We start from the raw sequence: 26,119 nt of genomic DNA, 5'->3' as shown, positions 1-26,119 counted from the left end.
AACTACTTATTTGATAGCTGGCAGCGCTTGCCACATAAGCGCTGGAGGCCTATTTCATGCATATAGATAGAACGCAGGGCCGCAGCCGGCTTCACACCGCGCACGCCCCCATCCACACGCCGCTGCGCAGGCCGGCGGGCAGGTCCCGCGCCCAGACCTGGGCGCTGGTGTCCCAGGCGTCCTCCTGCACGCTCAGTCCGGCGAAGATGCCGTAGCCCTCGCCCGCCCGGATCGCATCGCCCGCACTCAGGCTCTCGCCCGCCTTGATGGCGCCGTGGGCCTCGATGGACTCCCCGGCCTTGATGCCCCAGCCCGCCTCCACGTGCGTCACGCCGGTGATGGCGCCGCCCACCATGATGCCCTGCGCCGCGCGCAGGCTGTCCGCCCCGTTCAGGTGCCCGCCCACGCGCAGGCTCTTGCCGCAGTCGATGGGCCCCTGCACGAGCAGGTCCTGCCCGACCGAGGCGCCCGCGCCCACCCGCAGCGCGCCCTGGCAGACCACGTCCCACGCGGCGCGCAGCTCGCCGCCGCAGGTCACCGCGTCCTGCGCCTCGACGCCCCAGCCGGCGCGCAGGTCGCCCCCGCAGTGCACGGCGCCCTGGCTGCGGATGTGCGCGCCCGCGCGGATGTCCTCGCCGGCGGCGAGCGCGCCGCCGCAGCGAATGCCGCCACCGGCCTGGATGGAGCGGCCCGCATGGAGCACGCCTTCCACGTCGATGACCGAGCGCACCAGCACCGTGCCCGCGAACACGAGGTCCTGCGCCTCCAGGCTGTCCACGCTGAGCACCGTGTTCGTGGGGCCGAACTGCCGCAGCAGCCACAGCGCATCCTCGACCCGCCCGGCCTGCACCAGCGTGTCCAGCGCGTGCTGGTAGCCCACGCCGTCCTCGATGTGGCGCACGAACCAGCGGAAGCCGTTGGCGCACGGGTTCTTGGCCCGAAGAAACTGTTTGGTGAATTCCATGCGGCAGCCCGGTCCTTTCCAGGGAGGCCGCGCCTGCGCCCGCGCGGCCCCCGCCATCGCGCATCGGAGAGATGCCCGGCGATGGTGTGGTGTTGCGCGTGTGGAAGAAGGGGGTGTTATCGCCGGGCGTGGGAATGTGCGACCGGCTTGTATGGCCAGATCTCGCGCACCGCGGCCCCCGCGCGGGTGCGCGAGGACGTGCGGAAGGAAGATGCGGCGAGCGGCATGGCCGCGCATGGTAGCCGCGCTCCGCCGCAACGGCAACCTTGCCGCACGGCGGCGCGCGGTCTTTCGGCGGCCGGCGTCAGAACGCCACGCGCACCCCCAGGGTCACGTTGCGCCCGGCCAGCGGTGCCGCATCCTTGATGAAGGAGACGTGCGAGTAGGCCAGCCGGTCGGTCAGGTTGCGTCCCTTCAGGTACACCTGCCACGGCGTGCCGCCGCTGGTGCGGCCGTTGTAGGCCACGCCCAGGCTGAGCATGCCGTAGCCGGGCGTAGGGGTCTCGAACGCGGCCACGCGCTTCTGGCGAGCGACCTGCAGCCACTCGATCTCACCCTCCCAGGATTGCCAGTTCGCATCCAGCCGCAGGCCCACGCGCGCGGACGGGATGCGCGGCAGGCGCCCGCCCTCGTCCAGCCGCGCGCGCACGCTGTCGCCGAACAGCGTCACGCCCCAGTTGCGGGTGACGGCGTGGCGCACGCGGCCTTCCACGCCGGTAAACGTGGCGTCGGCCTGGCTGTACTGCAGCAGCTGGAGGCCATCATGCTCGTCCAGCGTGCGGCCGTAGATGTAGTTGCTGATGCTGTTGCGGAACACGGTCACGTCGAAGGTGGTGGGGCCGCTGGTCTTGCGCAGGCTCAGGTCGATGTTGCGCGAGGTTTCGGCACGCAGGTCCGCATCGCCGCGCTCGTAGGTGGCGGTGGCCATATGCAGGCCGCGCGCGTACAGCTCCTCGGCCGTGGGCGCGCGGCTGGCGCGCGTGAGGCTCGCGCCCAGCGCATAGCCGGGCGTGAAGCGCCACACCGTGCCCAGCGATGCCGAGGTGCCGTTGTGGCTGCGCTCCACGCCGCTGTCCTGCGCCTCGGCAGTCTGGCGGTCGTGGCGCAGCGCGCCCTCGATGCGCCAGTCGCCGATGCGGTATTCCTCCAGCACGAAGAGACCCCAGCGGCGCGTGCGCGTGGGCTGCACGTAGGCCTCCTCGCCTTGCGCGCTGAACTTGCGCTCGGAGCCCTGCACGCCCACCAGGCCGCGCAGCCCGGCCACGGGCGCATGCTGCAGCTCCAGGCGCAGGTCGTTGGCCTTGTTCTTGAAGGTGGTGGCGACGGCGCCGCCCTCCACCTCGTCGTGCACGTAGTCGGTCGTGCCCGCGCGCAGGCGCAGCGTCTCGAAGCCGGCGAACGGGTTGCGCAGCTCGCCGCGCAGGTCCACGCGCTCGCTGCGCAGGTCCACCACGGGCACGCCGCCTTCCTCATGGTCGTGATCGTGGTCATGGCCGTGCCCGTCCTCGTCGCCATGCCCGTGGCCGCCGCAGTGCAGGTGGTCGCCATGGGTGTGGCAGCCCTCGAAGTCGTGGTTGTGGCCGGGCAGGCCGTACTTGGCGGTCTGGCGCGTGAAGGCCAGGCCCAGGTAGCCGCGGCTGCCGACCCACGACAGGCCCACGCTGCCGGTGTCGGTGCGATTGAAGCTGCCGGGCACACGCGTGCCCCCGCTCCAGCCGCTGCCGACGCGGTAGTCGCCCGCGTCGCGCGCAGCGCCTTCCACGTGCACGGCAAAGTTGCCCGCGCCGCCCGTGAGGGCGAAGGCCCCGGCCTTCTCGCGCGCGCCGGTGCCGGCGCGCAGCTCGGCCTGGCCGTCGATGCCCTTCTCGGGCACGGCGGTGGGCACCTTGCCGTCGAGCACGTTGACCACGCCGCCCACGGCGCCCGCGCCGTACACCAGCGCCGAAGGGCCGCGCAGCACCTCCACCTGGGTGGCCAGCAGCGGCTCGGAGACCACGGCGTGGTCGGGGCTGACGGTGGAGGCGTCGTGCAGCTCCGCACCGTCGGAGAGGATCTTGACGCGCGGGCCGTCCATGCCGCGGATCACGGGGCGGCTGGCCCCGGCGCCGAAGTGGCTGCCGGTGATGCCGGGCTCGCCCTCCAGGCTTTCGCCCAGCGTGGCTTCGCGGCGGCGCACCAGTGTGTCGCCCTCGAGCACGGACACGGGCTGCGTCAGCTCGGACACGCCGAGCTGCAGGCCGCTGGCGGAGACGGTGACCTCCGGCAGCGCGGCGGGCGCCTGGCCGGCCGTTTGCGCCAGCACCGCCGGCGCGGCCGGGACCAGGGCCAGCAGCACCGCGCAGGCCAGGGGCCGGCGCACGCCGGGAGCGGAAGGGGAGAAAACAAAGCTTGTCATGGGTAATGCCATCCATGCGTGCCGCGGCACGGGGCGGCGCACGCGTGCGCTCCCGCGCCTTGCGGCACACGAGAAAATCTAATGAAAACCGGCGCTAGCGCTTGTCCATCAAGCGCTGGCAGCTATCGAAATGGGAGTATTGAGGGAGCACCGGCTTCGGGTGCGGGGCTCCGCGAGGCGCAATGGCCTCAGGCGCGCAGGGGCGGCGCGCGGGCGTGGAAGGCCGCCAGGCGCCGCAGTGCGGGCGCCTGGGCTGGCGGGGCGGCCGGCGGCTCCTGGGGCGAAGCCTGCACGGGCGGCAGCGCCTGGGCGAGCAAGGCGCCGCCCAGCGTCTGCTGGTCCAGCACCTGGCAGTCGGCGCTGCTGTGGCCCGCGAAGAGCGCATGCAGCGTGTCCAGCGCCTGGTGCGCCGTGCCCTCCCCTGCCGCATGCGCATGCCCCGCCGCGAAGGCGGGGACGCCGTGCACGATCTGGTGCATGCGGCCGAGCGTCGGCGCGAGCACCAGCGCCAGCAGCAGCCACGCCAGGGCCAGATGGCGGCGCAGTTGCGGCGGCAGTGCGGGGGTGCGGGAGGGAGTCACGGAAAGGAGGACGGGCTCAGTGGACGTGCTTCATGCCGCAGTACTTGCCGATCGCCAGGTTCTTGCAGGCGGCCTGCAGCTCCTTGCGGCAGGCCTCGTGGCCCTTGCCGGCTTCCAGGCACTTGGCTGCGGCCTCGTGCGCGGCGGCCATGGCGCGGTGGCGCTCGATGTCGGCCCGCGTCTGCTTCTCGCTGTGCTCCTCGGCCTGCACGGCCGCGGCGCACGCCAGCAGTGCGAGGGCGATCCATGGTTTCATGGTGTTTTCTCCGGGTTGAACCCCTTGCATCGCCCTCGGAGGGAGAGCCGGGCAAAGGGCCTGGGAGGATAGCGCAGTATTCAGGCCCCGGGCTTCAGATGGCGCGCGAAAGTCTGGCGGAATTTCTCCACCTTCGGCAGCACCACGAAGGCGCAGTAGCCCTGGTGGGGATGGTGCGCGTAGTAGTCCTGGTGGTAGTCCTCGGCAGGCCAGTAGCTCGCCAGCGGCTGCACTTCGGTGACGATGGGGGCGCCGAAGATCTTGTCCTGCCCCATCTCGCGCAGCATGTCCTCGGCCACGGCGCGGTGCGCGGGGTCGGTGTAGTAGATGCCGCTGCGGTACTGCGTGCCCACGTCGTTGCCCTGGCGGTCGAGGGTGGTCGGGTCGTGCGTGGCGAAAAAGATCTCCAGCAGTTCGCGCACGCCGATCTGGTCCGGGTCGAAGGTCACGCGCACCACTTCGGCATGGCCCGTGCGGCCCGTGCATATCTGCTCGTAGGTAGGCTCGGCCACGTCGCCGTTGGCGTAGCCGCTTTGCACGTCGGTCACGCCGCGCACGCGGTCGAACACCGCCTCGGTGCACCAAAAGCACCCTCCGCCCAGGGTGATGCTCTGCAGGGTGGACATGGTTGGCCTCGCTGGCTTTGTTGGGGCCCCCATCATAGGCAAGGCAGCGCAGGTACGTTTGACGCTGCCATGGGTGGTTGGTATATTACTAACCAGTCAGTCATTAATTTCATGCCCACCACCCTCCCCGACTCCGTCTCGCCCGCGCCGCCACGCCGTGGCCGCCGCAAGGAAGCCCGCCCCGGCGAATTGCTCGAGGCGGCGCTGGACCTGTTCGTGGAGAAAGGCTTCGCCGCAACCAAGGTGGACGAGGTCGCCGTCCGCGCCGGAGTCTCCAAAGGCACGCTGTTCCTCTATTTCCCGAGCAAAGAAGACCTGTTCAAGGCCGTGGTGCGTCAGAACATCGCCGGCCGCTTCGCGGAATGGGACCTGGAGCTGGAGACCTTCGAGGGAACGAGCTGCGAGCTGGTGGAATACTGCTTCCAGAGCTGGTGGGAGCGCGTGGGCTCCACCAAGGCCTCGGGCCTGGGCAAGCTCATCCTGAGCGAGGCCAACAATTTTCCCGAGATCGCCCGCTTCTACCGCCAGGAGGTGGTGGAGCCGGGCCACCGGCTGGTGCGGCGCATCCTGCAGCGCGGCATCGACCGGGGCGAATTCCGCGCGCTGGACCTGGACCACGCCATCTACCTGGTGCTCGCGCCCCTGATGTTCCTGATGTTCTCGCAGCCGTCGATGTCGCTGTGCATCCCGGACCCCGACAAGTTCTCGCCCCAGGAGTACATCCGCCTGCAGGCGGAAAACGTGCTGCAGGGCCTGCTGGTGCGGCCGGCTCAGGTGCGGCCGGCCTAGAATCATGGGTTTGTCTGACCCACAGTGACCCGCGTCCGGAGTACTCCATGAACTTGCCCCTGAACACGTCCTTCGACACCAGCAATTGCGCCCTGCAGGCTCGCTACAACATGATCGAGCAGCAGATCCGCCCGTGGAACGTGCTCGACGAGGGCGTGCTGGAGCTGCTGTCCGCCGTGCGCCGCGAGGAGTTCGTGCCGCCCAGCTACGAGGGGATGGCCTTCACGGACATGGAAATCCCCTTGAACAGCGCCACCGAGGAAGCCATGCGCCTGGGCCAGCACATGCTGGCGCCGCGCGTGGAAGCGCGCATGCTGCAGGACCTGCAGGTCAAGCCGACCGACCGTGTGCTCGAGATCGGCGCGGGTTCCGGCTACATGGCCGCCCTGCTGGCGCGCAGCGCCGAACGCGTGGTGACGCTGGAGATCGTGCCCGAGCTGGTGGAGTTCGCCCGCGAGAACCTGCGCAGCGCCGGCATCCAGAACGCCGAGGTGCGCCAGGCCGACGGCGCACTCGACCCCATTCCCGACGGCCCGTTCGACGTCATCGTGCTGAGCGGCTCCGTGGCCGAGGTGCCGCAGAAGCTGCTGTCGCTGCTGCGCGAAGGCGGCCGCCTGGGCGCCATCGTCGGCCAGCAGCCCATGATGCGCGCCACCTTCGTGCGCCGCACGGGCGACCGCTTCGAAACCACCCGGCCCTGGGACGTGGTCACCTCGCGCCTGCGCAACTTCCCGGAGCCCTCCTCCTTCCGGTTCTGACGCCGGCTTCCTTCAGGTACAACGCATGATCGACCACGTCCGCCCTGCCCAGCTTGCCGAATGGATCGCTGCCAACGGGGCATCGCTCCCCCTGGTGCTGGACGTGCGCGAACCGTGGGAGCGCCAGACGGCCAGCGTCGCGCCGCAGGGATTCGAGCTCGTGGCCATCCCGATGGGCGAGATCCCGGGGCGGCTGGACGAGCTGGACCCTGCCCGCCCCATCGCCTGCCTGTGCCACCACGGCATGCGCAGCCTGCGGGTGGCCGGTTTCCTGGCGCAGCAGGGCTTCGAGCAAGTGGCCAACATCACGGGCGGCATCGACGCGTGGTCGCATGAATGCGACCCGTCCGTTCCGCGCTATTGAACGCCTGGCCCGCGGCCAGTGCATGGCCGCAGCCCCTCGCCACGATCACGTCAACTCCCTGAAGGACGCCATGACTTCACTGCTGCGGCTTCTCTCCGTCTCCCTGGCCATGGGCGCCGCCTGGGCCGCCGCCACCGGTGCACAGGCCCAGAGCCTGGCCGAGCTGGCGCAGCTCGCGCGTGGCTACGATGCGCCCTGGCAGGCGGCCAAGGCCCAGTACGAAGCCGCCGCGAGCCGGGCCGAACAGGCCCGCGCGGGCCTGCTGCCCAGTGCCGCCCTGACCGGCAGCGCCAGCTACGGCCGCACCGACGTGAGCCGCCCGCCGATCGACCTGCACGCCCCCACGCAAACGCTGGGCGTTGCAGCCTCCCAGCCCCTGTACCGCCCCGCCAACCGCATCACGTTCGAGCAGGGACAGCGCGGCGTCGATCTGGCACGCGCCCAGCTCGACGGCGCGGAGCAGGACCTGCTGGTGCGCGTGAGCCAGGCCTATTTCGACGTGCTGGCCGCCCAGGACACGCTGGCTTTCGTGCAGGCGCAAAAGGCCGCCGTCGGCGAGCAGTTGGCGGCCGCCCGGCGCAACTTCGAGGTCGGCAATGCCACGGTGACCGATTCGCGTGAAGCGCAGGCACGGCACGACCTGGTGGTAGCCCAGGAGATCGCCGCAGAGAACGACCTGCGTGTCAAGCGCCTGGCGCTGGACCAGCTCGTGGGCCGGGCCGGAACCGCTCCCCTGCCTCTCGCGCAGCCCGTCGCGCTGCCCGCGGTGCAGCCCGCCGACGTGGGCACCTGGGTGCGCACCGCCGAAGACACGCAGCCCCTGGTCCGCCAGGCGGCCCTGGCCCTGGACGTGGCGCGCCTCGAAACCCGCAAGGCCGAGACAGGCCACCTGCCCACCGTGGACCTGCAGGCGGGCTACACGGTGCAGCGCACACCCAACGGCACGGTCACCCTGCCCGGCATCCACTCCCGTGCCAACGTCGCCAGCGTGGGAGTGGCCTTGAACCTCCCCCTGTTCGCAGGCTTCGCGGTGCAGAACCGGGTGAAGGAAACGCTTTCCCTCGAAGAGAAAGCCCAGGCGGACCTGGACAACGCGCGCCGCAGCGCTGCGCAGGCCGCGCGCGCGGCCTTCTTCGGAGTGCAGTCCGGCGTGGGACAGGTGAACGCGCTACAGGCGGCCGAGGCATCCACTCAAAGTGCGCTGGACGCCAATCTTCTGGGCTACCAGGTCGGCGTACGCATCAACATTGACGTGCTCAACGCCCAAAGCCAGCTCTACCAGACCAAACGCGACCTCGCACAGGCACGCTACAACGTGCTCACAGGCTCATTGCGCCTGAAGCAGGCCGCTGGCACGCTCACTGCCGATGACCTGTTGGCAATCGACGCGCTGCTGGCGCGCTAGCTAGCACCGCTAGCGCCACCGCTGATTGCTGGAGCCCGCGCAGGGCCACATGACGACCGGCTGCCCGGGCCTCGCCCGACCGCCCTCAATGTCCAGGCACATGCCCGTGTAGAGGCTGCGGATCTGCCCTCCGCTCCACTCCCATTGCTGGTTGGGCTGGTTCCGGCACTGCCATGCGATCACCCGCGCTCCCTGGCGCGTGCTGCCCTGCGCCACATCGAGGCACAGGTCGCCCACACGCATCTCGCCTTGCCGGGTCCAGGCGAAGCGCTGGTTCTCGGCGCCCGTGCACTGGTAGACATTCAAGGCATTGCCCGCACGCAAACCGCCGGCGACATCGAGGCACAGTCCGTTCTGGCCCCGGATCTCCTGCCCCCGCCAAGGGGCCGGCCCCTGCTGCGGAGGGTAGTCGGGGTAGCGCCCGTCGTCGCGGTCCTTGTCGCGGTCATGCCTGTTGGCCAGGATCACCGCCCCCGCGATGGCCGCGACGGCAGCCCCCGCGATCCAGGCGCCGGTGTTGTCCCCACCGGAGGTCTGGCTGCCTGCGCGCGTGACCAAGCGGAAGCGCCCGCCACAGCCGTTCGTCACCCACAGGTCCTTGCGGCCGATGTCGTAGCCCCAGTTGCGGTTGAAGCTGCAGTCGCCGGACAGTTGCTGCGCCAGTTCGACCTGCTCCACATCGTCCGGAAGCCGGTAGGTCTGGTACCAGCCGTTGGACACCAGTTCCACCATTTGCTCATTGGCATGCGCGGGGCCGGCCGGCAACACGAGGGTGCAGGCCAGCAGGATTGCAAGGGGTTTCTTGAATGGCATAGGACGGCTTGTGATAGTTCTGCGTTCACTGTAGCGCAACCATTGCATCGGTTCACCCTCCACTCTGCGGCACCAGCGAGAAGCGCATCAACGTCCGCTGGCGAGCCTTGGCGTGGTCGACCACGGGTATCGGATAGTCCACTCCCAACTGCAAGCCGCAGGCCTGCAGCTCCGCCGGCTTCATGGCCGCGGGAAAATGGATGTGCTTGTCCGGCACACGGTCCAGCTCCGGCAGGTAACGGCGAATGAAGCGGCCTTGCGGGTCGAACTTCTGCGACTGCATCACCGGATTGAAGATGCGGAACCACGGCTGCGCATCGCACCCCGTGGAGGCGGCCCACTGCCAGCCACCGTTGTTGGCGGCCAGGTCGTAGTCGTTCAGGTGCTCGGCAAAGTAGCGCTCTCCCCGCCGCCAGTCGATGCCCAGGTCCTTGGTCAGGAAGCTCGCCACCACCATGCGCAAGCGGTTGTGCATGTAACCCGTCTCGTGCAACTGGCGCATGGCCGCATCGACCAATGGGTAGCCGGTGCGGGCATCACACCAGGCCTGCCAGAGCTCCGGCGCTTCGTCCCACTGGATGCCGTCGTACGCAGGCCTGAAGGACTGCGCGACCACGTGGGGGTGATGCCACAGCACCATGGAATAGAAGTCGCGCCATGCCAGCTCGGACAGCCAGACCTGCGCGCCCTCGCAGCCCTGGGCAGCCTGCTGAACGGCCAGCGCGGCCACCTGGCGGATGGATAGGGTTCCGAACCGCAAATGCACCGAAAGATAGGACACCCCGCGGCGCCCCGGATAATCGCGCGCTTCCTTGTACGCCGCCATGCGCGGCAGAAAGTCCTGCAGCAGTTGCCGAGCGCCATGCATGCCGGCAGGCAGAGGCAGCGCTCCCAGGTTGGTGGGAACAAAGCCCAGCTCTGCCAACGGCGGTAGCCGCTCGCCCGCGGGAAGAGCTGCCAGATGACGGGCATAGCGTTCCACCGGATAGGGCCTGAGTTGGAAGGCATCGAGCTTTTGCAGCCAGGCGCGCTTATAAGGCGTGAACACGCTGTAAGGCCGGCCCTGCCCGGTCAGCACCTCGTCGCACTCGAGCAGCACCTGGTCCTTGTAATCGCTGAAAGCGATCCCCGCCGTACGCAAGGCCTCGGCGATGCGCCGGTCGCGGGCGATGGCCTCGGGCTCGTAGTCGCGGTTCGCCAATACCTCTTGCACGCCCAGGCTGCATGCCAATTGAACAATGCATTCCTGCGACGGGCCATGGCGCACGATCAGCCCGCCGCCGGGTGCACCGCTGCACGCGGCGAGCTGGCGCAAGCCGTCGTCCAACGCCAGGACGCTGGCATGGATGAACTCCACACGCCGGTCTTCACGGCTTGGAAGCGCCTCCAGGATGCCGGTATCGAATACAAAAGCGCAATACACGCGCTCAAAGCGGCGCAGCGCGTGGTACAGGGCAGCGTGGTCGTCACAGCGCAGATCGCGCCGCATCCACACCAGGGCACTGGCAGAGGCCACGGATTAGTGTTCCTTGTTTGCTGATGTGGCGCATACGATGCCGCCAGGAAAATGACCTTGATTTCCTAAGGAGCTCAAAATTAGAGGTTGGCAATCAGAAGCTTATTTTTAATCTTTTATTTGACAAACAACTCCGCAGCCAATAAAGCAAATATTTTTTCAATTAGCAAACATTCCCAAAGAGTGAAAACAAAATCGCAATCGAAGAAATGAGTTAATTTCGTTTCAAGAGTCAGAGCGAGCAAGCTGTTTCACCATTCCGCAGAGCCTATGCTCCGCTAGAATCAGAACTGCAACAATCTTCTACCCATGCCCGCAGTGTGCACGAGCGGACCTTCCAACAACACCACATCACTACAAATGAAACGCATGCCCACCCTTGTCGACGGCCTGGACGAGATACTCAACGGCGGGTTGTTCGAGGGAGGAGTCTACATTTTCGAAGGCCCCCCGGGGGTCGGCAAGACGACATTGGCCAACCAGATTGCGTATACCCTTGCCAGGCGCGAGATCCGCACGCTGTACGTCACCATGCTGGCCGAGTCCCATGCTCGCATGCTGCAACACATGGAGCAGCAGATCTTTTTCGATCAGCAGGAGGTGAGTGCGAGGGTTTTCTACGTCAGCGGCTACCGCGAGTTCGAGCAAGGCGGGCTGAAGGCCGTCGTGAGCCTGCTGCGCGGGGAACTGATGCGTTACCGCGCATCGCTGCTGGTGATCGATGGCTTGGTAGTCGACAGGCTGGAGTCGATGGCCAACGATTCCGTTCGCCAGTTCGTCCATGAACTGCAGAGCCTGGTGAGTGCCATGTCCTGCACATGCCTCGTGCTCACCAGCGGCCATGGAAACGCGCTGAGTGCAGAGCAGACGATGGTGGATGGCATCTTCGCATTCGAGGACCACGGTTTTCACTGGCGCGCAGAACGCAGGATGCATGTGCGCAAATTTCGGGGCAGCCAGATCATCCGTGGCCAACATACCTTTTGTATTTCGACACAGGGCCTCCAATTTTTCCCACGCCTGGAAAGCCTGCCTTTGGTCGACGCAAATGCCAGACTGGGCAAGGCCAAGATTTCCACAGGTCTGCATGCGCTCGACGATGTCCTACGTGGCAATGGCTTGCTCTCCGGCAGCGCATCGGCCGTTATCGGGCAAACTGGCACTGGCAAGACCACCTTGGCACTCGCTTTTGCGGCCGCTTCCGACACTGACAGCCGAGGGCTGGTGCTTTCTTGTACGGAATTAGCAGCCGACCTTCGGAGACTGGGCTCCGACGTGGGCCTTGGGATCGAGGCAGCCATTACATCTGGCGCATTGGTGATCAAAAACCTGGGCCACGAGGACGAATCGATGGATGAAATGGGTCACAAACTGCTGCGGCTGGTTGATGAACTAAAGATTCGCCGGCTTGTAGTAGATGGTATCGCTGGTTTGGCTGACACGTTGGCATTTCCGGAGCGCGGCTACCGTTTCCTCGGGCGCTTGCTACTGGAACTGCGCCGCAGGGAAGTGACCTCCCTGTTTACCGTGGATCCTGATGCGCTGGCCGTCGCGGCCGGAACACCGCTGGCGGACGGAGTAACTGGCTGGTTCGATAACGTATTTATTTTTGATCCGGTCTCCGCAAAAGACAGGCGAGTCAATCAGCGGGTACTTGCGATTTCGAAAGTTCGCGGCGGCGGAACCGATCAGACTTCTGTAGATGTCTTCGTTTCGCCTCCTCTGGGTTGAGAGGCCCTTTACTGTCTAAGAGAAAGATCGTCTCGATGGAAATGATTCTTATCGTCGAGGACGAATACGGGAATGCCGAGATATTGCAGCTCCTGCTTGAAGCTGAAGGCTATAGAGTTGCAATAGCATCCAATGGCAAGCAGGCGCTCGAAATCATCAGAAGCGGCGAAAAACCGTCATTGATCCTTACCGACTTCATGATGCCCATCATGAATGGCGGCGAGTTCGGGCAGATCATTAGCCAAGACGAAGCGCTGAAGCACATTCCATTTGTATTCATGAGCGCTACGAGCGAGGACATCGTGAGACGGGTTTTCCAGGGATACGATGAATTCCTGGTTAAACCCTTTGATCTCGACACCCTGCTTGTCGCCGTGAAACGGTTGATGGCGAACGGAAAGCCGCCAGAGCCTCCCGATGGGCAAGTGGAAGACTCGATGCGCCACCTACTCAAGGGAATTCGTGTATCTACACGCGATTGAAGATTGAAATCACTCCGCCAAGGCTACGGCTGCGCTGCCCCTTGCACCTGTACTGCAGGCGCTGCGCAGAACAGCGCTCTTATGAAGATAGGGTTAGGTTAAAAACAAAAAGCTGCAACCCGTCAAGGTAGCAGCTTTTGCTTTTTTGCGGTCTTATACGAGACAAAGCTCATATACCGCTAATTGTCGGCTATCAAAGCCAACTGGCGGAAACGGAGTCCGCTAAATTAAGGTCCAGAGTCGTCCAGGGAAAATCAACAACTTACTGATTTTAAAGGATTTTTCCCACTAACCTCGTCCAACGAGGTTCAACCAGATTCAGCCACAGCCAATGTTTTTTGTGGGCACAATGTGGGACAGGAATTTATGGCGGAGAGTCCCATGCCCAAGGTGGCCAAGCAGTTGTCGGAGCGCGCTGTCGCAGCGATCAAGATGGAAGGAAGGCACGCCGTCGGCGGCGTGCCCGGCCTGCACTTGCGGGTGAGCGCAGGCCACCGGGGCTGGGTGCTAAGGATCCAGGTGGGAGACAAGCGCCGGGACATCGGCATCGGCGCCTACCCTGCGGTGGGACTGTCCGAGGCCCGCGACAAGGCGCGGGACATCCATGACGGGCTGCGCGAGGGCAAGGATCCGATCGCTCCGCGCAAGCAGCAGCGCATGGCCGTCCAGCGCTTGATTTCTTCGTCGTTCTTCATGCTCAGGTCTCTTTCTTCTCAGTTTAAGACCTGTGCAGGTTTTTACTGGGTCAATACAGACCGCCTTTGGCGGAGGGGGTGAAAGGCGGGAATCAGAGGCTCAAGCTGCTCTACCACCTCCTTCGGGGCTGCGCTGGCCATGATAGCGTTTAGGATCCATACAATCGTCGGGGATGCGACAATTAACTTGCTCAGCAATTAGAAAGAACTCGACACGAGCTTTTAAAAATCATCCGAAAGATATTCGTAAAGTTGTCGGATGGGGACGATATCTGTGTAGTTGACATTATCCGCACGGAACTCAGGAGCATTAGGTAGAAACTTTTCTTGGAATATCTCTATGCTCGCGAAAAAAATGTCGCACGATGCTATGAAAGCCGGCGGTCCACCTTCAGGTACAGAAAACAAACCTCGGCTGAATGAAAGCCTGATGCAACTCTCGCCTAGCCGATTCCGGATAAGTTCAAGATGTCGGGTCTGGTAGTAGTCGAAATCGAACCGGCTACCAGGCACTGAAGGATATTGAACCGTGAGCTTGATCATGGATAAACCTAACTTTACTGAAAGCTTATTCAAGCTTGATGTTTGCATCTTGGATAAGGCGATCCCAACGAGCCTGATCGGCCATCATGCGCTGTTGGATCTCTGCCGACGAGCCTACGGCCGAAATCTTCACGCCGCCCAGCGATTTCACACGTGCATAGAAAGCTTCGCTTTTTACAATGCTGTTAGCCGCTCCATTAAGCTGACTCACGATGCCCGGAGGGGTCGCCTTCGGAGCCAAGAGGTAGAAACCGACCGACACCTTGAAGTTCTTCAACCCTCCTTCGTCCAAGGTCGGCAGATTCGGATAGTCAGGATCGCGACGATCCGACGCAAAGCCGAAGGTCTTGAGCTTTCCCGCCTTGACTGCATCCATCGCACCCGTCGGAAGAAACGCAAAGCTGATTCGGCTACTCATTAGATCAAGCTGAACCTGATTTCCCCCTTTGTACGGGACATGCAGCGAAGTAACGCCCGCCTCCTTGTTAAACATCTCACCCATGAGATGCAGCGCCGTAGAAATACCGGATGAGCCATAGGAATAGCGAGTCGGATCGTTTTTCAGCAACGCGATGAATTCGCGCAGATTGGTGGCCGGGATATCGGGCGCGGCGGCAAGCATGTACCCGATGCTGAGAATGTCGCTCACCGGCGCGAAGTCCGTTAGGTCCTTGTAGGGTAGCGACCTTGAAATGGGTGTCATGGTTCAACAACCATCGGCTGATGGCCCCGCTGGGCTACGTTCCGCACGCCGAGTTCGAGACCACCTACTATCGCAATCTTGAGCAGCGGGCCAGTACGGCTGACTCAAGCTAATCGGCCTCCGCGAAAGCCGGGGGGTTCACGCCGTGTTCCTGCAGCGGACAGCTATAGTTCTTCCATGACAAAGCCCAGAGCGCTTCCCCCAAAGAAGCGAGCGTTTTTTAATCCCTTTCCCAAGTACCTCCAACTACGCGAGATCTTGCGCAAACGTCTACAAAACGACTACCAGATTGGCGACCGGCTGCCTACTGAAGGCGAACTGTGCGAGGAGTTCGAGGTTTCGCGAGAGACGGTGCGTCAGGCGCTCCGTTGGTTCGACGATGAGGGGCTAATCGATCGCAGACGGTCCCAGGGCACCTTCTTGCTCAAGCACCCTGCCCCCCGCCTCGAAAAGCGTCTCACCGGGCTCAGCGAGGATTACACGACGCTCAAGCTCGACACCAAGTCAAAGATCCTGAGTTCCGGCATGGTGTCGGATGCAGGGGTCACCAACTGCTGCGCCTGACGGACGAACGGGTCTACTTAGTCACGCGCGTGCGATTTTTTGAGGCAAGACCGCTGGCACTGCATCACGCCTATTTCACGCCCAATGTGGGTCAAGCGGTGAAGGACGCAGACTTTCAAGAAATGTCTATTCTTGAATTTTTGAAAAAGCAACTGAAATTAGAAATTCTAGAAGAGCGTCAAGAGATAGACGCAATGGTGGCAACACTAGAACTAGCTCAGATACTGGATGTTGAAGTCGGCGCACCAATCCTTTTCCTCTCCCGCTTCTTCAGGCATGCGGACGGGACGCCATTGGTGGTATTCCACTCCTATTATCGCGCAGACCGATATTACTACACAATCAGCATTGCAGCTGAAATCTAATAAACAAAACAACCACGCCCTTCAAAAAAAGTCAATCATCCTTCGTCATCAGATCCTCGTCGCCAACACGATTAAGACCTGAAAATATGATTCACACATGGATCTCAAAAAATATATTTTGACTGTTTTTTATTTCTGCTGCCGCCTCAAAAATAACTCCTGAAACACAGATGCCGAAACCGGCCTCCCAAGTAAATAACCCTGAATTTCAGGACAATTGTGACGCTTGAGAAAATCCAATTGCTCATCCGTCTCTACGCCCTCGGCAATCACCTCCATGCCAAAGCTGCGTCCAAGATAAAGCACCGCCCTTACTACGGCCTCATCTTCAGGATTAGCGTGAACATCACTTATAAAAGACTTGTCAATTTTTAATCGTGACACCGGATAACGTTTGAGCAAGCTAAGGGATGCAAACCCTGTCCCATAATCATCAAATGCGAGACCAATACCTATTCTGCGCAGATCGTGGAGAAGGTTCAATGTACCAGCATCATTTTTCAGTACTATATTTTCAACAATCTCAAGCTCAAGCGATTGAGGAGGAAGCAAGAATTCATCTAATATTTGGCTCACAGTGTGTAGCAAATGCCCGGAACGGAACTGTGCCTCAAATAGGTTGACACTCATGCGAAATTCCGGATATTGAAGCCTCCATTGAGATGCTTGATAGCACGCAGTGCGCAAAATCCATGTGCCGATCTCCGCAGCAGACGGCTTTTGACTTAAAACCTCAATGAACGACGCCGGAGAAAGAAGTCCACGTTTTGGATGGTGCCAGCGGATAAGCGCCTCTGCTCCAGTCAATGTCTGATCCGCCGTAGAAAACTGCGGTTGATAAAACAATTCGAATTCATTTCTTTCAAAAGCCAACTTAAGTTCCTGCTCGAAAGCACGGCGTGCGATTGCTACCTCTCGCAATTCTGGAACAAAAATCTCATACCGTCCCTTACCTGACGCTTTGGCTCTATAAAGTGCAAGGTCCGCAGCTCGCAGCAGATCTTCAGAGCGCGCGCTGTGCTGTGGCGCCAGAGCAACTCCAATGCTCGCACCTATCTCGATGTGTTGTCCGGCAAATTCGTAGGGGCGCGAGATCAGCGAGACGAGACGTGACGCCATGGCGTTGGCATAGCGTTCGTCGTTGCCACGTAACAGCACGACAAACTCATCACCGCCCAGGCGTGCAGCCATAATCGTGTCTTCACTAAAAGACATTAGGCGTCCAGCCACTTCACGCAGGACGGCATCTCCCGCAGGATGGCCGAGCGAGTCATTGACCTCCTTGAATCCATCGAGATCCAAAAGCAGCACAGTTGCAGGCTGCGCAGCTTCCACGACTTCTTTAAGACAGTCCTGCCAAGCACCTCGGTTTGGAATTCCTGTTAATGCATCAAGAGAAGCGAGCCGGAATAATCGCTCTTCATTTCTCCGCCTCTCAGTAACATCACGCACGATGGCACCAACACTTGTCGCCTCTCCCTCCTGCCAAGTCGACAGAGAAAATTCTGCAGGAAACTCACTCCCATTCTTTCGAAGTCCCGACAGCTCAATTGTACGATCAGCAAGCTCCAATTTCTCACCATTGCGCAGCCTTTCTATCTCGGCAATATATATGTTTATCCAACTATCAGGAACAATCACCCGACTGGTGCAACCGACCATTTCCTCACTGGTATATCCAAAAAGCCTTTCCGCCGATCTGTTCCAAAAAGTCACATCCCCTTTTGAATCGGAGCAAACAATAGCATCAGGCGATGTTTCAGCAATACGTTCGAAGCGGCTTTGACTCACAGTGCGAAGATGTTCAATTCGCCTCAACTCCATCCTGTCCATGACAAGCGCTGCTATGTCAGTCAGATTCCTTTTATCCTCGGCAGAAAATTCCGTATGCACTTTCGCATCAATTAGGCAAACGGTTCCAATTTTTTCACCTGATGACGTAACGAGAGGCTTTCCCGCATAAAAGCGAATAAAAGGCGCCCCTAACACCAATGGATTTGCAGAAAACCTGGGATCCTTTGCTGCGTCCAAAACGACGAGAATTTCATCTTGCATAATTGCATGAGCACAGAAAGCGATCTCTCGGCTTGTTTCGCAAAGATCAAATCCGATATGAGATTTAAAGAATTGTCGATCGCGTTCCATCAATGAGACCAAAACGATCGGAACATCAAATATTCTGGAGGCGAGTCCTGCCAGCCGGTCAATATCCTGCTCTGGAGGTGTGTCAATGAGGTGGTATTCCTCAACAGCTGCCAGCCGCGCATTCTCATTTTCAGGAATAGGATAAGGATTAATCATTAAAATAAATACCCACAGATTAACAAGGACTCGAATCCAAAGATACTTTCACATTTCCCTCTAGAGGTCCTGCCAAGAAAGAGCGAACAAACATGCAATCCCTCGCCCTATCTGGACACCAGCCATGCGCGAACGCTCAAAAGAGTGGACTACGTCTGTTAATCTCTGTCAATCAGAAAAAAACGCGATCCTTTGAGAACTAACATGCATGGTGCGCGAAGTGAAGCCAGTCGCCCACCTCGCCAGCGAGTCAGCATGCCACACCAAGTATCTTTATCATCCTCAAAATCCACGATCGCGGTGGTCGCCCAAGACGAAGCCATTCGTTCCAATGTTTCCCGCTTCCTGCTTGATGCGGGCATGCAGGCTTGGGATGTCGAGTCGGCCGAGAGGTTCTACGGACATCTGCTGCGTAAGCGTGCTGACTTGGTGGTTGTAGAACTGGAGAGGCCCGGAAGCAACTTGGATCTGGTCAAAAGACTGGCGGTACATAACATTCCTGTGGTTGCGCTGACCCTTTGCGATGCAAAAAGCCGCACCATTGCACTCAACGCAGGTGCCCTGCAGTGCGTGGGCAAGACCACCGATCTACGGGTGTTGGCGGCAGGGATTCGCTCCCAGTTGCGTCGGCTATCACCATCAAGCATGAGAGCCCAACAGTTCAGGTCGTGGAAACTAGATACGTTTGCGCATCGATTAATTGCGCCAAACCTGAAAGCCGTACCTCTAACGAGCCGCGAGTCAGAGCTTCTGACCTGCTTGATGGCAACGCAAGACGTTCTGGTCACCAAGGAGACGCTCATCGGGGTCACGGAAGCAGTTCATTCCCAGGATAACTTTCATCGCATTGAAGCCCAGTTGTCTCGATTGCGGCGCAAGACGCTAAAGTCCACGGGACTGGCGCTGCCTGTGCGAGCGGTATTCGGCCGCGGCTTGGTGTTTATGAGTGACGCCTTTTTCCAGAAAGAGTTAGTGCTTAAAGCCATTGACGGACAACGCAATACGGGATAGCTATCTGCTCATTATGCAGAAATTCACATCTTTATAATGGTATGGACTGGCCTCTCTGATCAGACCAGTTTATCCATTTCTTCAGTCCAAAGAGTGACCCGATTTCGCCCTGTCCGCTTTGAATGGTAGAGTGCCTCATCAGCTCGAGCGAGGCACTGGTCCGGCCCACGCGTCTGCATATTCAGCACACAGGCGCCAAAGCTTACTGTGTAGGCAATCTCACCAGCCGAGGACTGTGTAGGATGAGTCTCAATCGACTGTCGTAAACGCTCAGCCAGTGCCAAGCACTGCTTCACTTCAGTGCCTGGCAGCAAAATAGCAAACTCTTCTCCCCCCAGCCTGCCAGGCATATCGGTGATGCGCAAACTATTGCGCATCAACGCCGCCAAATCCTTGAGTACCTCATCCCCCACAGCATGCCCATATGTATCGTTGATACGTTTGAAATAATCAATATCCAACATTACTATGGCGCCTGCGGGATGGCGACCATCTCTCACCGCTCGAAATTCTTCCGTAAGGCGGGCCATGAATGTCCGGCGGTTGGGCAATTCTGTCAAAGTGTCTGTCGCAGCCAATTGCTCCAGTACTGACTGTCGGCGACGGCTTTCAGTGATATCCCGCAGGATGGATATGCGTCCCAGACTGCGCTGCTGTGCCTGCAACAGCACTTGATCCATTTCCAGAATTCGGCCATCGGGAAACTGCAATTCTGTGCCCAGTTGAACAGCTGCTTGTGGATCCACTGGCAGCAGCATTTCTCGGATGGCAAGAGGCAGTAACAATGCTAAAGCAGCGCGGGAGCCCTTCCCCTTCTCTGCCGAAAAGCCATCGACGCCCAGTAGTTGGAACAGTGTCGCATTAGCCGCCACGATTTGCCGTGCCTTCGGATCATCGAGCAGCACTCCGCCGGGGAAATGGTCAATGAGTGCGAGAAGCCGTTGTTGAGCCGTTACCAGTGCAGTTTGCGCACGATGGCGATCATCCACATCATGCGCAGTCCAGATCACGTTGCCCTCTGGGTCTTCGGGATCAAGCAGCGTGCCGTACATGTCAAACCAGCGCAGCGATCCATCCTGAAGCTGCAGTTGGGCTTCTGAGCGAGACCATCCCTGAATGCGCAGTTCGGGGTAATGGCCAGCGACCCTCTCAAAGCTCTCTTGGTTGGGATGAATGATCCGTACGCTTTGGCCTTGCAATGGCCCAAAAAGTTGTATCGCGCGGTCATTGGCATGCACGATGTACCGACTCGGCGAGGTCAAAAAAATGACCGCACTGCTTTGATCAAGCAAGGCCCTTACCAAACGCTCGGACTCCACTCGGCGGTTAATGTCACTGTGCATGCCAAGCATACGCAAGGGCTTCCCGTGATCGTCACGGTTGATGACTTGCCCTCGAGTCTCGACCCATAGCCATCCACCATTGGCGGTGCGCAGTCTTATTTCCTGCCGATACTCACTATCACGCTCCAGATTGCTACTCAAAGCTGTCTGGACACGCTCCAGATCACGAGGGTGGACCATTGCATAGAAGTCCTGAAGATTGCCCTGGCGTTTTTCATGGCCATTGCCCAGCATCGATTGGCAACGCGCGTCCCATACGAGCCTATCCTCCACAACATCCCATTGCCACATGCCGTCTTTCACTGCGTCGACAGTTAGACGGACCCGCTCCTCGCTCTCACGCAGAGCTTCCTGGGTGGCACGTTCCTCTGATATGTCGTGTATATAGCCATGCCAAAGCACGCCGCCATCGGGCGTGCGTTCAGGGTTGGCATGGCCGTGCATCCACCGGACAGTACCGTTGGCAAGTTTCAGGCGGTAGATTTGTTCCCAAGGACTCAGATAGCGAGCCGAGGCCTGCACTGAGTGCAGCACCCGATGCGCATCATCAGGGTGCAACATTGGAACAAGGTCAGTGGTGTCACCGGGACTGCCTGCAAAACGGACTCCATGCAATTGGTAGAGGGCAGCCCCAGCGAAAGGAAAGCTGTGCGCCCCACTGGCACTACGCTTGAGCTGAAACAAAGCACCAGGCACCTGCTCCACCAGTTTACGCAGCAGAGCGTCGCGCTCGGCCAATTGGGCTTGACCTCTAGCTCGCTGAACAGCGAGCCAGGCAATCAGCGAAGCACCGAGCAATAGCACCGCCGTGGCCACGCCGTTGCGAATCAGGCTAGTTTTCAATGAAGGGAGCAAGGGAGCAAGGGCGGCTTGTTTGTCTAGGCCTGCACTCACGACCATCGGAAATCCTGGTGTACGACTCCATGCGTAGTAGCGCCTTACGCCGTCAACCTGGGCCACCACCTCGTAGGCGCCATACTGATGCGACACATCGGTGAGAAATTGCCGCTCCGGCGGCACCGACGTGCCCAAGACACTCTGCTCTCCATGAGAACGCGCCAGGTACATGCCGTCGTTTCTCAGCAGCAGCACGACGTCATTGGGCTGCCCGAACACATCCCGGAAAAAGCTCGAGAGATAGGAGGGCGACAGCGCAACGACCAGAACCCCATCAAAGCGACCGTTGCGCATCAGCGCTCGGGACAGTGGTATGGACCACTGTTGAGAGACCCGTCCCAGTATGGGCCGCCCTACATGCAATCCTTGAACGGCGCCTTGTTTGTGCACCTGAAAATGCTCTCGGTCGCCGATGCCGACTGCCAGCGCATTAGTACCTTGCAGACTGGAGTACACCACTTTGCCGTTGCTGTCTGCAACTGCGACTTGAAGGATGGCTCCCGAAGGGGTAGTGCGCCGCAAGGTTTCTTGCGCCAACAGAAACGCACTCATGTCACGGGCCTCGTATGCCGATGCCAAGTTGCGCGTAGCGTAGTCCAACCCCGAAAAAAGTGCCGATACTTGCGCTGCCAGAGCCCGTGCCACTTGCGAGGCTCGCAGCTGGGTCTGCTGCTCCAAGTGGGAGCGCTGCACCTTGTGCCCCTCCAACAGCATTGCCCAGTAAAGCGCGCATGCACCCACAATCCCAGCGAGGCCCAGGGCAATGACATGGGACAACCGCACGTTGCCCATGTGTCTACTTCTATTGAGACGAAAAGTGATTGAGGGAGATGACAAGAACATGCGGGCGGCAGTGTGCCATGAAGCCAGAAATCGGACAGCAGCGCCTCCTCGCTCGTCTAGGGTCGTGATGTGTATGCCGTGCCCCGCCAGGCACTCTGTCCGGGGGTACCTTCTCTGTTTTATGGGCTTTTCGATACGCCACAAAGCCCTTCAGCGAGCTGGAAAAACCCGATTCGCTTTTTTGCGAATTACGCCGCGCTACCGGCATGGAGCGCCCACCCATCAGCTCGCCACGGTCTGATCGCGTCCGTTACGCTTGGCTTGATACAGTCGCTTGTCAGCTGCTTTGAGCAGGCTGTCGAGCGTGTTGTCGGCTGAGATAACCGAGACCTGTATTACACCGATGCTTGCCGTTATGTACACCAAAATTCCATCTGGCAAGGTGTTGGCTGTGTTGCGCACTGCGTTGACAAGCCGGGCCGCAATAGCGAGCGCACTCTCCTGCCCGGTTCGGGGCAGAAGCACCGCAAACTCCTCTCCACCCAGCCTGCCAAACAGGTCGCCCGGCCGCAGCAATTGAGAAATGGTCAACGCGAAACCGGCGAGCACGACATCTCCGGCGCCATGACCGTGTGCATCGTTGATATTTTTAAAGTGATCAATATCGATCATCATCACTGCTACGCAATCCTTCTCCCTTGCTAGCCGTGCAAGCAGTCTTTCACCACCACTCATGAAAGCACGCCGAGTCATAGCGCCAGTAAGAAAATCCAGATTCACGGCTTTGTCAAGTTTTTGCAGTGCATCATTGCGTGCAGCGCTCGCGCATGCGACAGCGAGAGGCCCCAGCGAAAGTAAAGTGACTCCCATCCGAAACGAGAATACGGAGGGCAAATGGTCGGGGGTAAAAACAAAGGCGTAAGAAGCCACTTCCAGCGTCTTCCAGAAGCAAACCGTCATGCTCAGGAGAGTTACAAGGAACACTTTGTAGGTCAACGCGCACCAGAGCAACGCGGGAACTACAAAGGCGATAGCACCAGGACCTCCCAGAAGAAAGGCGCTGATTTCACTAAGCACCACCGAGATTAATGGGCCCCAACGCAGCCAAGGAGGCATCTGTTGTGCTGTGCCTGTCCGTATCTCTTGCCAAGAGACGGGCATGGTCAGCAATACCGGTAATACGAGAACGTAGTTCATCAATTCCGTGCTGAACCAGAGCATGGCAGCCACATGCAGCGAAGTATTAAAAACTATGGATCCGGCACCGCAGCCAGTAATCGTTGCAACAGCAGATGCCGCACTGCATGCAAGTAATAAATACAGCGCCGAGAGCTGGCGCTGCATGCGCCATGTGGCTTCGTCGGTTCGCAATAACAGCGCTGCAGCAACTGCAGCACCTGCAATGTTGGAAAAAGTGAGCCACAAAGTAGCAAATAGGGAATTACCAGTAATCAGATCGGCAGTGATATAACCAAGCCCTGCAGCGACCCAGCCTTGCGCCTTTGTCAATTCTGGGCGTCGCACCATTACACCCGCTAGAAGCGCGTTGGCCGGCCAGAAGACCGCGAAGAAGCCGTCAGGCCGGGTGGCAATGCCCAGCAAGCTCGCGCCGAAGATCAAACAGCTGAGACTGATCAGGTCGGACACGTGAGAGCGTCTCGTCGCGGTGCTTGGAAACAAGGAAGGCGAAAAGCGCATGAGTGACCTTTTGGTGCAAGCACGCATCTTTTCTCGGGCCGGGAGCTAAGTCAACCGAATCACTGCTAAACCGTGGCATCTGCTGGCTCCAGCCGCACCTGTTTTTGTGGCCTTCAAGGCACAGAAGAGGCGTACTGCGGATATCTTTGTGAGGCTAGCTGCGCTCGCAGATGTGTAGCGGCCTAGGCGACCGGAGGGTGGATACCCCTCCCGCGATGCCAAGTAAAGAAAGCGCCTTTCCCGACTTGAGGAGCGAAGTCATTTGCTCTAAATTCTTGACTTTACTTGTCGTGGGAGGATGTCCATGCAATGCCCGCCAGTTCTCGAAAGCGAACCACTCCGCTTGGCAGCATTGGCGGAGTATGAATTCGACGAGGGCAAGGAACTGCCCAGCTTAGAACCCATCGTGACCATGGCCACCAGGATTTTCAGTGTACCTGTTGCAGCTGTAAATCTTGTCGGAAATGACCATGTATTCTTCGCCGCCAGCAAAGGCATCGGTGATACCGACATGCGCAGGGATCTGTCGTTTTGCGCCCATGCCATTGCTCAGGACGATGTCATGGTGGTGCCGGACGCATTGCTTGATGAGCGTTTTCATGACAACCCGTTGGTGCAAGGGGCGTTTGGGATCCGGTTCTATGCAGGCGTGCCCCTTGTTTCGCCCAAGGGATGGCCTCTCGGTGCGCTTTGCGTCATTGATCACCAACCCCGAGAAGGCCTTTCCGACTCCGACAAGACGGCTTTGCGTGAACTGGCCCGAATCGTCTGCGACAAGTTGGAGTTGCGTCGCATAGGAATGGCTGGACACAAGGGAACGTCCAGGTTCGATGCCTTGGCAGAGCACTCTCCTTCAGCGATCGTTTCGTTCGGCGCAGATTGTCGAATCATCGCCTGGAACGAGGCGGCAACAAAGATGTTTGGCTATCAGCCTGCCGAACTGATGGGGCGGAGCATCGAAATGTTGATGCCCGCTCACCAGCGCGCAGCATTTCGATTGCGCATTGCCGCGGCAGTCGCTCTACTGGGAGAGCAATCCGATGCGCCCATAGAAGTCACAGGTATGCGCAAGAATGGCTCAGAGTTCCCTGTGGAGTTGGCCGCATCCTTGTGGGTAGACAATGATCAGATCCGATTTGGGGCCATTGTCCAAGATATCAGTGAGCGGCTCAAACAACAGGAGGAACTCACTCGTTTGGCGAATTTCGACATGCTCACCGGGCTGGCCAACCGCGGACTCTATCAGCGATCGATTGAAGACAGCATCTCGACAGGGCGACCTAGCGCGGCTCTGATGCTGGACCTCGATGGCTTCAAAGACATCAACGATACCTTAGGACACGCTGTCGGAGACCGCATACTCTGCGAGGTTGGACACCGGTTGCGCAGTCTCGCCAAGACTGAAGACGTTGTCGCCCGTATTGGTGGCGATGAATTTGCTATACATCTATGCAATATTAATGCAGTGGAGAAAGCCCAAAGAATCGCTGATGAGGCGATCGCAGTGATCAAACGTCCGATTGAGGTGGACGGGCATAACCTTCACATTGCAGTGAGCTGTGGCATCGCGTTGATACCTCAACATGCGAGCGAAGCGACTGAACTCATTGCAAATGCTGATCTTGCGCTTTTCCATGCTAAGGCGAACAAGAAAGGACATGCTTTGGTCTTCGAACCGGAGCTACGGTCCGCAGCCAGTTCACGCAGACTGTATGACAGCGAATTACATCATGCAGTTGAGAACGGGGAATTGGTGCTGTATTACCAACCTCAGGTTTGCATCGAAGACGGTGCTCTTGTCGGCGCCGAGGCGTTGATTCGCTGGCAGCATCCCAGCCGCGGCTTGCTTCCGCCCAGGGAATTTATTCCAGTGCTAGAAAATGGCCCCTTGGCCGCAATCGTCGGAGATTGGATTCTGGATAAGGCTTGCGCTCAAGCAGCACTCTGGCGGAGTGCAGGTTTACAGAAATTTCGCGTGGGAGTTAATTTGTTTGGCGCACAATTTCGCGCTGGAGATTTATACAATAAAGTACTGGAGGCTCTAACTCGGCATGCCCTGCCCGCTCACGCTCTGGAACTGGAGATCACAGAGAATATCGCCCTCGATAACGAAACCATTGTTCTACCTCCCCTTCGAGCACTTCATGAAATTGGCGTAGGCATCGCTTTTGATGATTTCGGCACAGGGTATGCGTCACTCAGCCTTCTCAAGCATTATCCGCTGACGCGCATCAAGATCGACCGCGCTTTCGTTCAGCAGATTGTAGAGTCAAAGCAGGACGATGCAGTTGTGCGCGCCATTTTGGACATTGCACGAAACTTCAATCTAGAGGTTATTGCCGAGGGCGTAGAAACGCAGGCACAGCGGGATAGACTATATCACCATGGCTGCAAAGAGGCGCAGGGGTATCTTTTTGGGCACCCCAAGCCTGCAGAGTTGTTTACTGCGCAGCTTGCTCTGGGCAGTTGAACGGCCTACTCATCTTCAGCAGGCTATCTGAAGTTGAAGTTGCCCCGCTTCCACGTTATCGGCTTG

General features: G+C 59.9%; 23 protein-coding genes and 1 pseudogene. 12 read left to right on the top strand and 12 right to left on the bottom strand.

Going from position 1 to position 26,119, the window contains the following annotated elements; translation table 11 throughout:
* Positions 1-91 precede the first annotated feature (91 nt).
* The 5 genes from AAG689_RS09090 to msrA all read right to left on the bottom strand — a co-directional run bounded on the left by AAG689_RS09090 (position 92) and on the right by msrA (position 4,822).
* Entirely contained in the window at positions 92-964 is an 873-nt protein-coding gene (locus AAG689_RS09090) for a hypothetical protein (protein ID WP_406625660.1), read from the bottom strand.
* Positions 965-1,268: 304 nt separating this feature from the next.
* Positions 1,269-3,359 (bottom strand): TonB-dependent receptor domain-containing protein, encoded by a 2,091-nt coding sequence (locus tag AAG689_RS09085; RefSeq protein ID WP_406625659.1) that lies wholly within the window; start codon positions 3,357-3,359, stop codon positions 1,269-1,271.
* A 188-nt stretch (positions 3,360-3,547) separates the two neighbouring features.
* A complete protein-coding gene (locus AAG689_RS09080; protein ID WP_406625658.1) occupies positions 3,548-3,940 on the bottom strand; it encodes a hypothetical protein in 393 nt (130 codons plus the stop codon).
* A 16-nt stretch (positions 3,941-3,956) separates the two neighbouring features.
* The gene (locus AAG689_RS09075; protein WP_406625657.1) at positions 3,957-4,196 is read right to left on the bottom strand and encodes a hypothetical protein; all 240 of its coding nucleotides are present in this window, start codon (positions 4,194-4,196) and stop codon (positions 3,957-3,959) included.
* 80 nt (positions 4,197-4,276) lie between these two features.
* Positions 4,277-4,822 (bottom strand): peptide-methionine (S)-S-oxide reductase MsrA, encoded by a 546-nt coding sequence (gene msrA, locus AAG689_RS09070; protein WP_406625656.1) that lies wholly within the window; start codon positions 4,820-4,822, stop codon positions 4,277-4,279.
* A gap of 111 nt (positions 4,823-4,933) precedes the next feature.
* On the opposite strand from msrA, the gene AAG689_RS09065 reads away from it, so the two are divergent.
* The 4 genes from AAG689_RS09065 (at position 4,934) to AAG689_RS09050 (ending at position 8,138) form a co-directional block, all read left to right on the top strand.
* A complete protein-coding gene (locus AAG689_RS09065; protein WP_406625655.1) occupies positions 4,934-5,611 on the top strand; it encodes a TetR/AcrR family transcriptional regulator in 678 nt (225 codons plus the stop codon).
* A gap of 47 nt (positions 5,612-5,658) precedes the next feature.
* Complete coding sequence (locus AAG689_RS09060) at positions 5,659-6,369, top strand: protein-L-isoaspartate O-methyltransferase (RefSeq protein ID WP_020228472.1); 711 nt, start codon at positions 5,659-5,661, stop codon at positions 6,367-6,369.
* A 25-nt stretch (positions 6,370-6,394) separates the two neighbouring features.
* Positions 6,395-6,733 (top strand): rhodanese-like domain-containing protein, encoded by a 339-nt coding sequence (locus AAG689_RS09055; RefSeq protein ID WP_406625654.1) that lies wholly within the window; start codon positions 6,395-6,397, stop codon positions 6,731-6,733.
* Between the two features lie 70 nt (positions 6,734-6,803).
* Entirely contained in the window at positions 6,804-8,138 is a 1,335-nt protein-coding gene (locus tag AAG689_RS09050; protein ID WP_406625653.1) for a TolC family outer membrane protein, read from the top strand.
* 9 nt (positions 8,139-8,147) lie between these two features.
* On the opposite strand, the gene AAG689_RS09045 is transcribed toward AAG689_RS09050, so the two are convergent.
* On the bottom strand, positions 8,148-8,951 hold the full coding sequence (locus AAG689_RS09045; RefSeq protein ID WP_406625652.1) for a lectin: 804 nt from the start codon (positions 8,949-8,951) through the stop codon (positions 8,148-8,150).
* 52 nt (positions 8,952-9,003) lie between these two features.
* Entirely contained in the window at positions 9,004-10,440 is a 1,437-nt protein-coding gene (locus AAG689_RS09040) for a cryptochrome/photolyase family protein (RefSeq protein ID WP_406626316.1), read from the bottom strand.
* Between the two features lie 387 nt (positions 10,441-10,827).
* Here AAG689_RS09040 and AAG689_RS09035 point away from each other — a divergent pair, with 387 nt between their 5' ends.
* The 3 genes from AAG689_RS09035 (at position 10,828) to AAG689_RS09025 (ending at position 13,457) form a co-directional block, all read left to right on the top strand.
* Entirely contained in the window at positions 10,828-12,198 is a 1,371-nt protein-coding gene (locus tag AAG689_RS09035) for an RAD55 family ATPase (protein ID WP_406625651.1), read from the top strand.
* Positions 12,199-12,233: 35 nt separating this feature from the next.
* Positions 12,234-12,680 (top strand): response regulator, encoded by a 447-nt coding sequence (locus AAG689_RS09030; RefSeq protein ID WP_406625650.1) that lies wholly within the window; start codon positions 12,234-12,236, stop codon positions 12,678-12,680.
* Between the two features lie 381 nt (positions 12,681-13,061).
* Entirely contained in the window at positions 13,062-13,457 is a 396-nt protein-coding gene (locus AAG689_RS09025) for an Arm DNA-binding domain-containing protein (RefSeq protein ID WP_406625649.1), read from the top strand.
* Between the two features lie 140 nt (positions 13,458-13,597).
* Here the strand turns inward: AAG689_RS09025 and AAG689_RS09020 are convergent, their stop codons facing one another.
* Both AAG689_RS09020 and AAG689_RS09015 read right to left on the bottom strand, forming a co-directional pair.
* Positions 13,598-13,918: an EthD family reductase gene (locus AAG689_RS09020; RefSeq protein WP_406625648.1), complete on the bottom strand. Its 321-nt coding sequence runs from the start codon at positions 13,916-13,918 to the stop codon at positions 13,598-13,600.
* 25 nt (positions 13,919-13,943) lie between these two features.
* Entirely contained in the window at positions 13,944-14,567 is a 624-nt protein-coding gene (locus AAG689_RS09015; protein ID WP_406625647.1) for a Bug family tripartite tricarboxylate transporter substrate binding protein, read from the bottom strand.
* A 29-nt stretch (positions 14,568-14,596) separates the two neighbouring features.
* Between AAG689_RS09015 and AAG689_RS09010 the strand changes: the two are divergent.
* The 3 genes and pseudogenes from AAG689_RS09010 to AAG689_RS09000 form a co-directional block, all read left to right on the top strand.
* Positions 14,597-14,734 (top strand): annotated as a pseudogene (locus tag AAG689_RS09010) (IS3 family transposase); the annotation flags it as partial.
* Between the two features lie 64 nt (positions 14,735-14,798).
* A complete protein-coding gene (locus AAG689_RS09005; RefSeq protein ID WP_406625646.1) occupies positions 14,799-15,185 on the top strand; it encodes a GntR family transcriptional regulator in 387 nt (128 codons plus the stop codon).
* Positions 15,186-15,214: 29 nt separating this feature from the next.
* Positions 15,215-15,550 (top strand): UTRA domain-containing protein, encoded by a 336-nt coding sequence (locus AAG689_RS09000; RefSeq protein ID WP_406625645.1) that lies wholly within the window; start codon positions 15,215-15,217, stop codon positions 15,548-15,550.
* 129 nt (positions 15,551-15,679) lie between these two features.
* On the opposite strand, the gene AAG689_RS08995 is transcribed toward AAG689_RS09000, so the two are convergent.
* Positions 15,680-17,851 carry a putative bifunctional diguanylate cyclase/phosphodiesterase gene (locus AAG689_RS08995; protein ID WP_406625644.1) on the bottom strand — a complete coding sequence of 724 codons (2,172 nt, stop codon included), beginning with the start codon at positions 17,849-17,851 and terminating at the stop codon, positions 15,680-15,682.
* A 255-nt stretch (positions 17,852-18,106) separates the two neighbouring features.
* Here AAG689_RS08995 and AAG689_RS08990 point away from each other — a divergent pair, with 255 nt between their 5' ends.
* Entirely contained in the window at positions 18,107-18,862 is a 756-nt protein-coding gene (locus tag AAG689_RS08990; RefSeq protein ID WP_406625643.1) for a response regulator transcription factor, read from the top strand.
* Positions 18,863-18,921: 59 nt separating this feature from the next.
* Here the strand turns inward: AAG689_RS08990 and AAG689_RS08985 are convergent, their stop codons facing one another.
* Both AAG689_RS08985 and AAG689_RS08980 read right to left on the bottom strand, forming a co-directional pair.
* Entirely contained in the window at positions 18,922-21,816 is a 2,895-nt protein-coding gene (locus AAG689_RS08985) for a diguanylate cyclase (protein ID WP_406626315.1), read from the bottom strand.
* 351 nt (positions 21,817-22,167) lie between these two features.
* The gene (locus AAG689_RS08980; RefSeq protein ID WP_406625642.1) at positions 22,168-23,532 is read right to left on the bottom strand and encodes a diguanylate cyclase; all 1,365 of its coding nucleotides are present in this window, start codon (positions 23,530-23,532) and stop codon (positions 22,168-22,170) included.
* A gap of 355 nt (positions 23,533-23,887) precedes the next feature.
* Between AAG689_RS08980 and AAG689_RS08975 the strand changes: the two genes are divergently transcribed.
* Positions 23,888-26,053: a putative bifunctional diguanylate cyclase/phosphodiesterase gene (locus AAG689_RS08975; protein WP_406625641.1), complete on the top strand. Its 2,166-nt coding sequence runs from the start codon at positions 23,888-23,890 to the stop codon at positions 26,051-26,053.
* Positions 26,054-26,119: the final 66 nt, after the last annotated feature.

This window comes from Acidovorax sp. SDU_ACID1, from assembly GCF_045291395.1.
Lineage (GTDB): Bacteria > Pseudomonadota > Gammaproteobacteria > Burkholderiales > Burkholderiaceae_C > MR-S7.
This window is presented reverse-complemented; position numbering and strand designations above follow the sequence as displayed.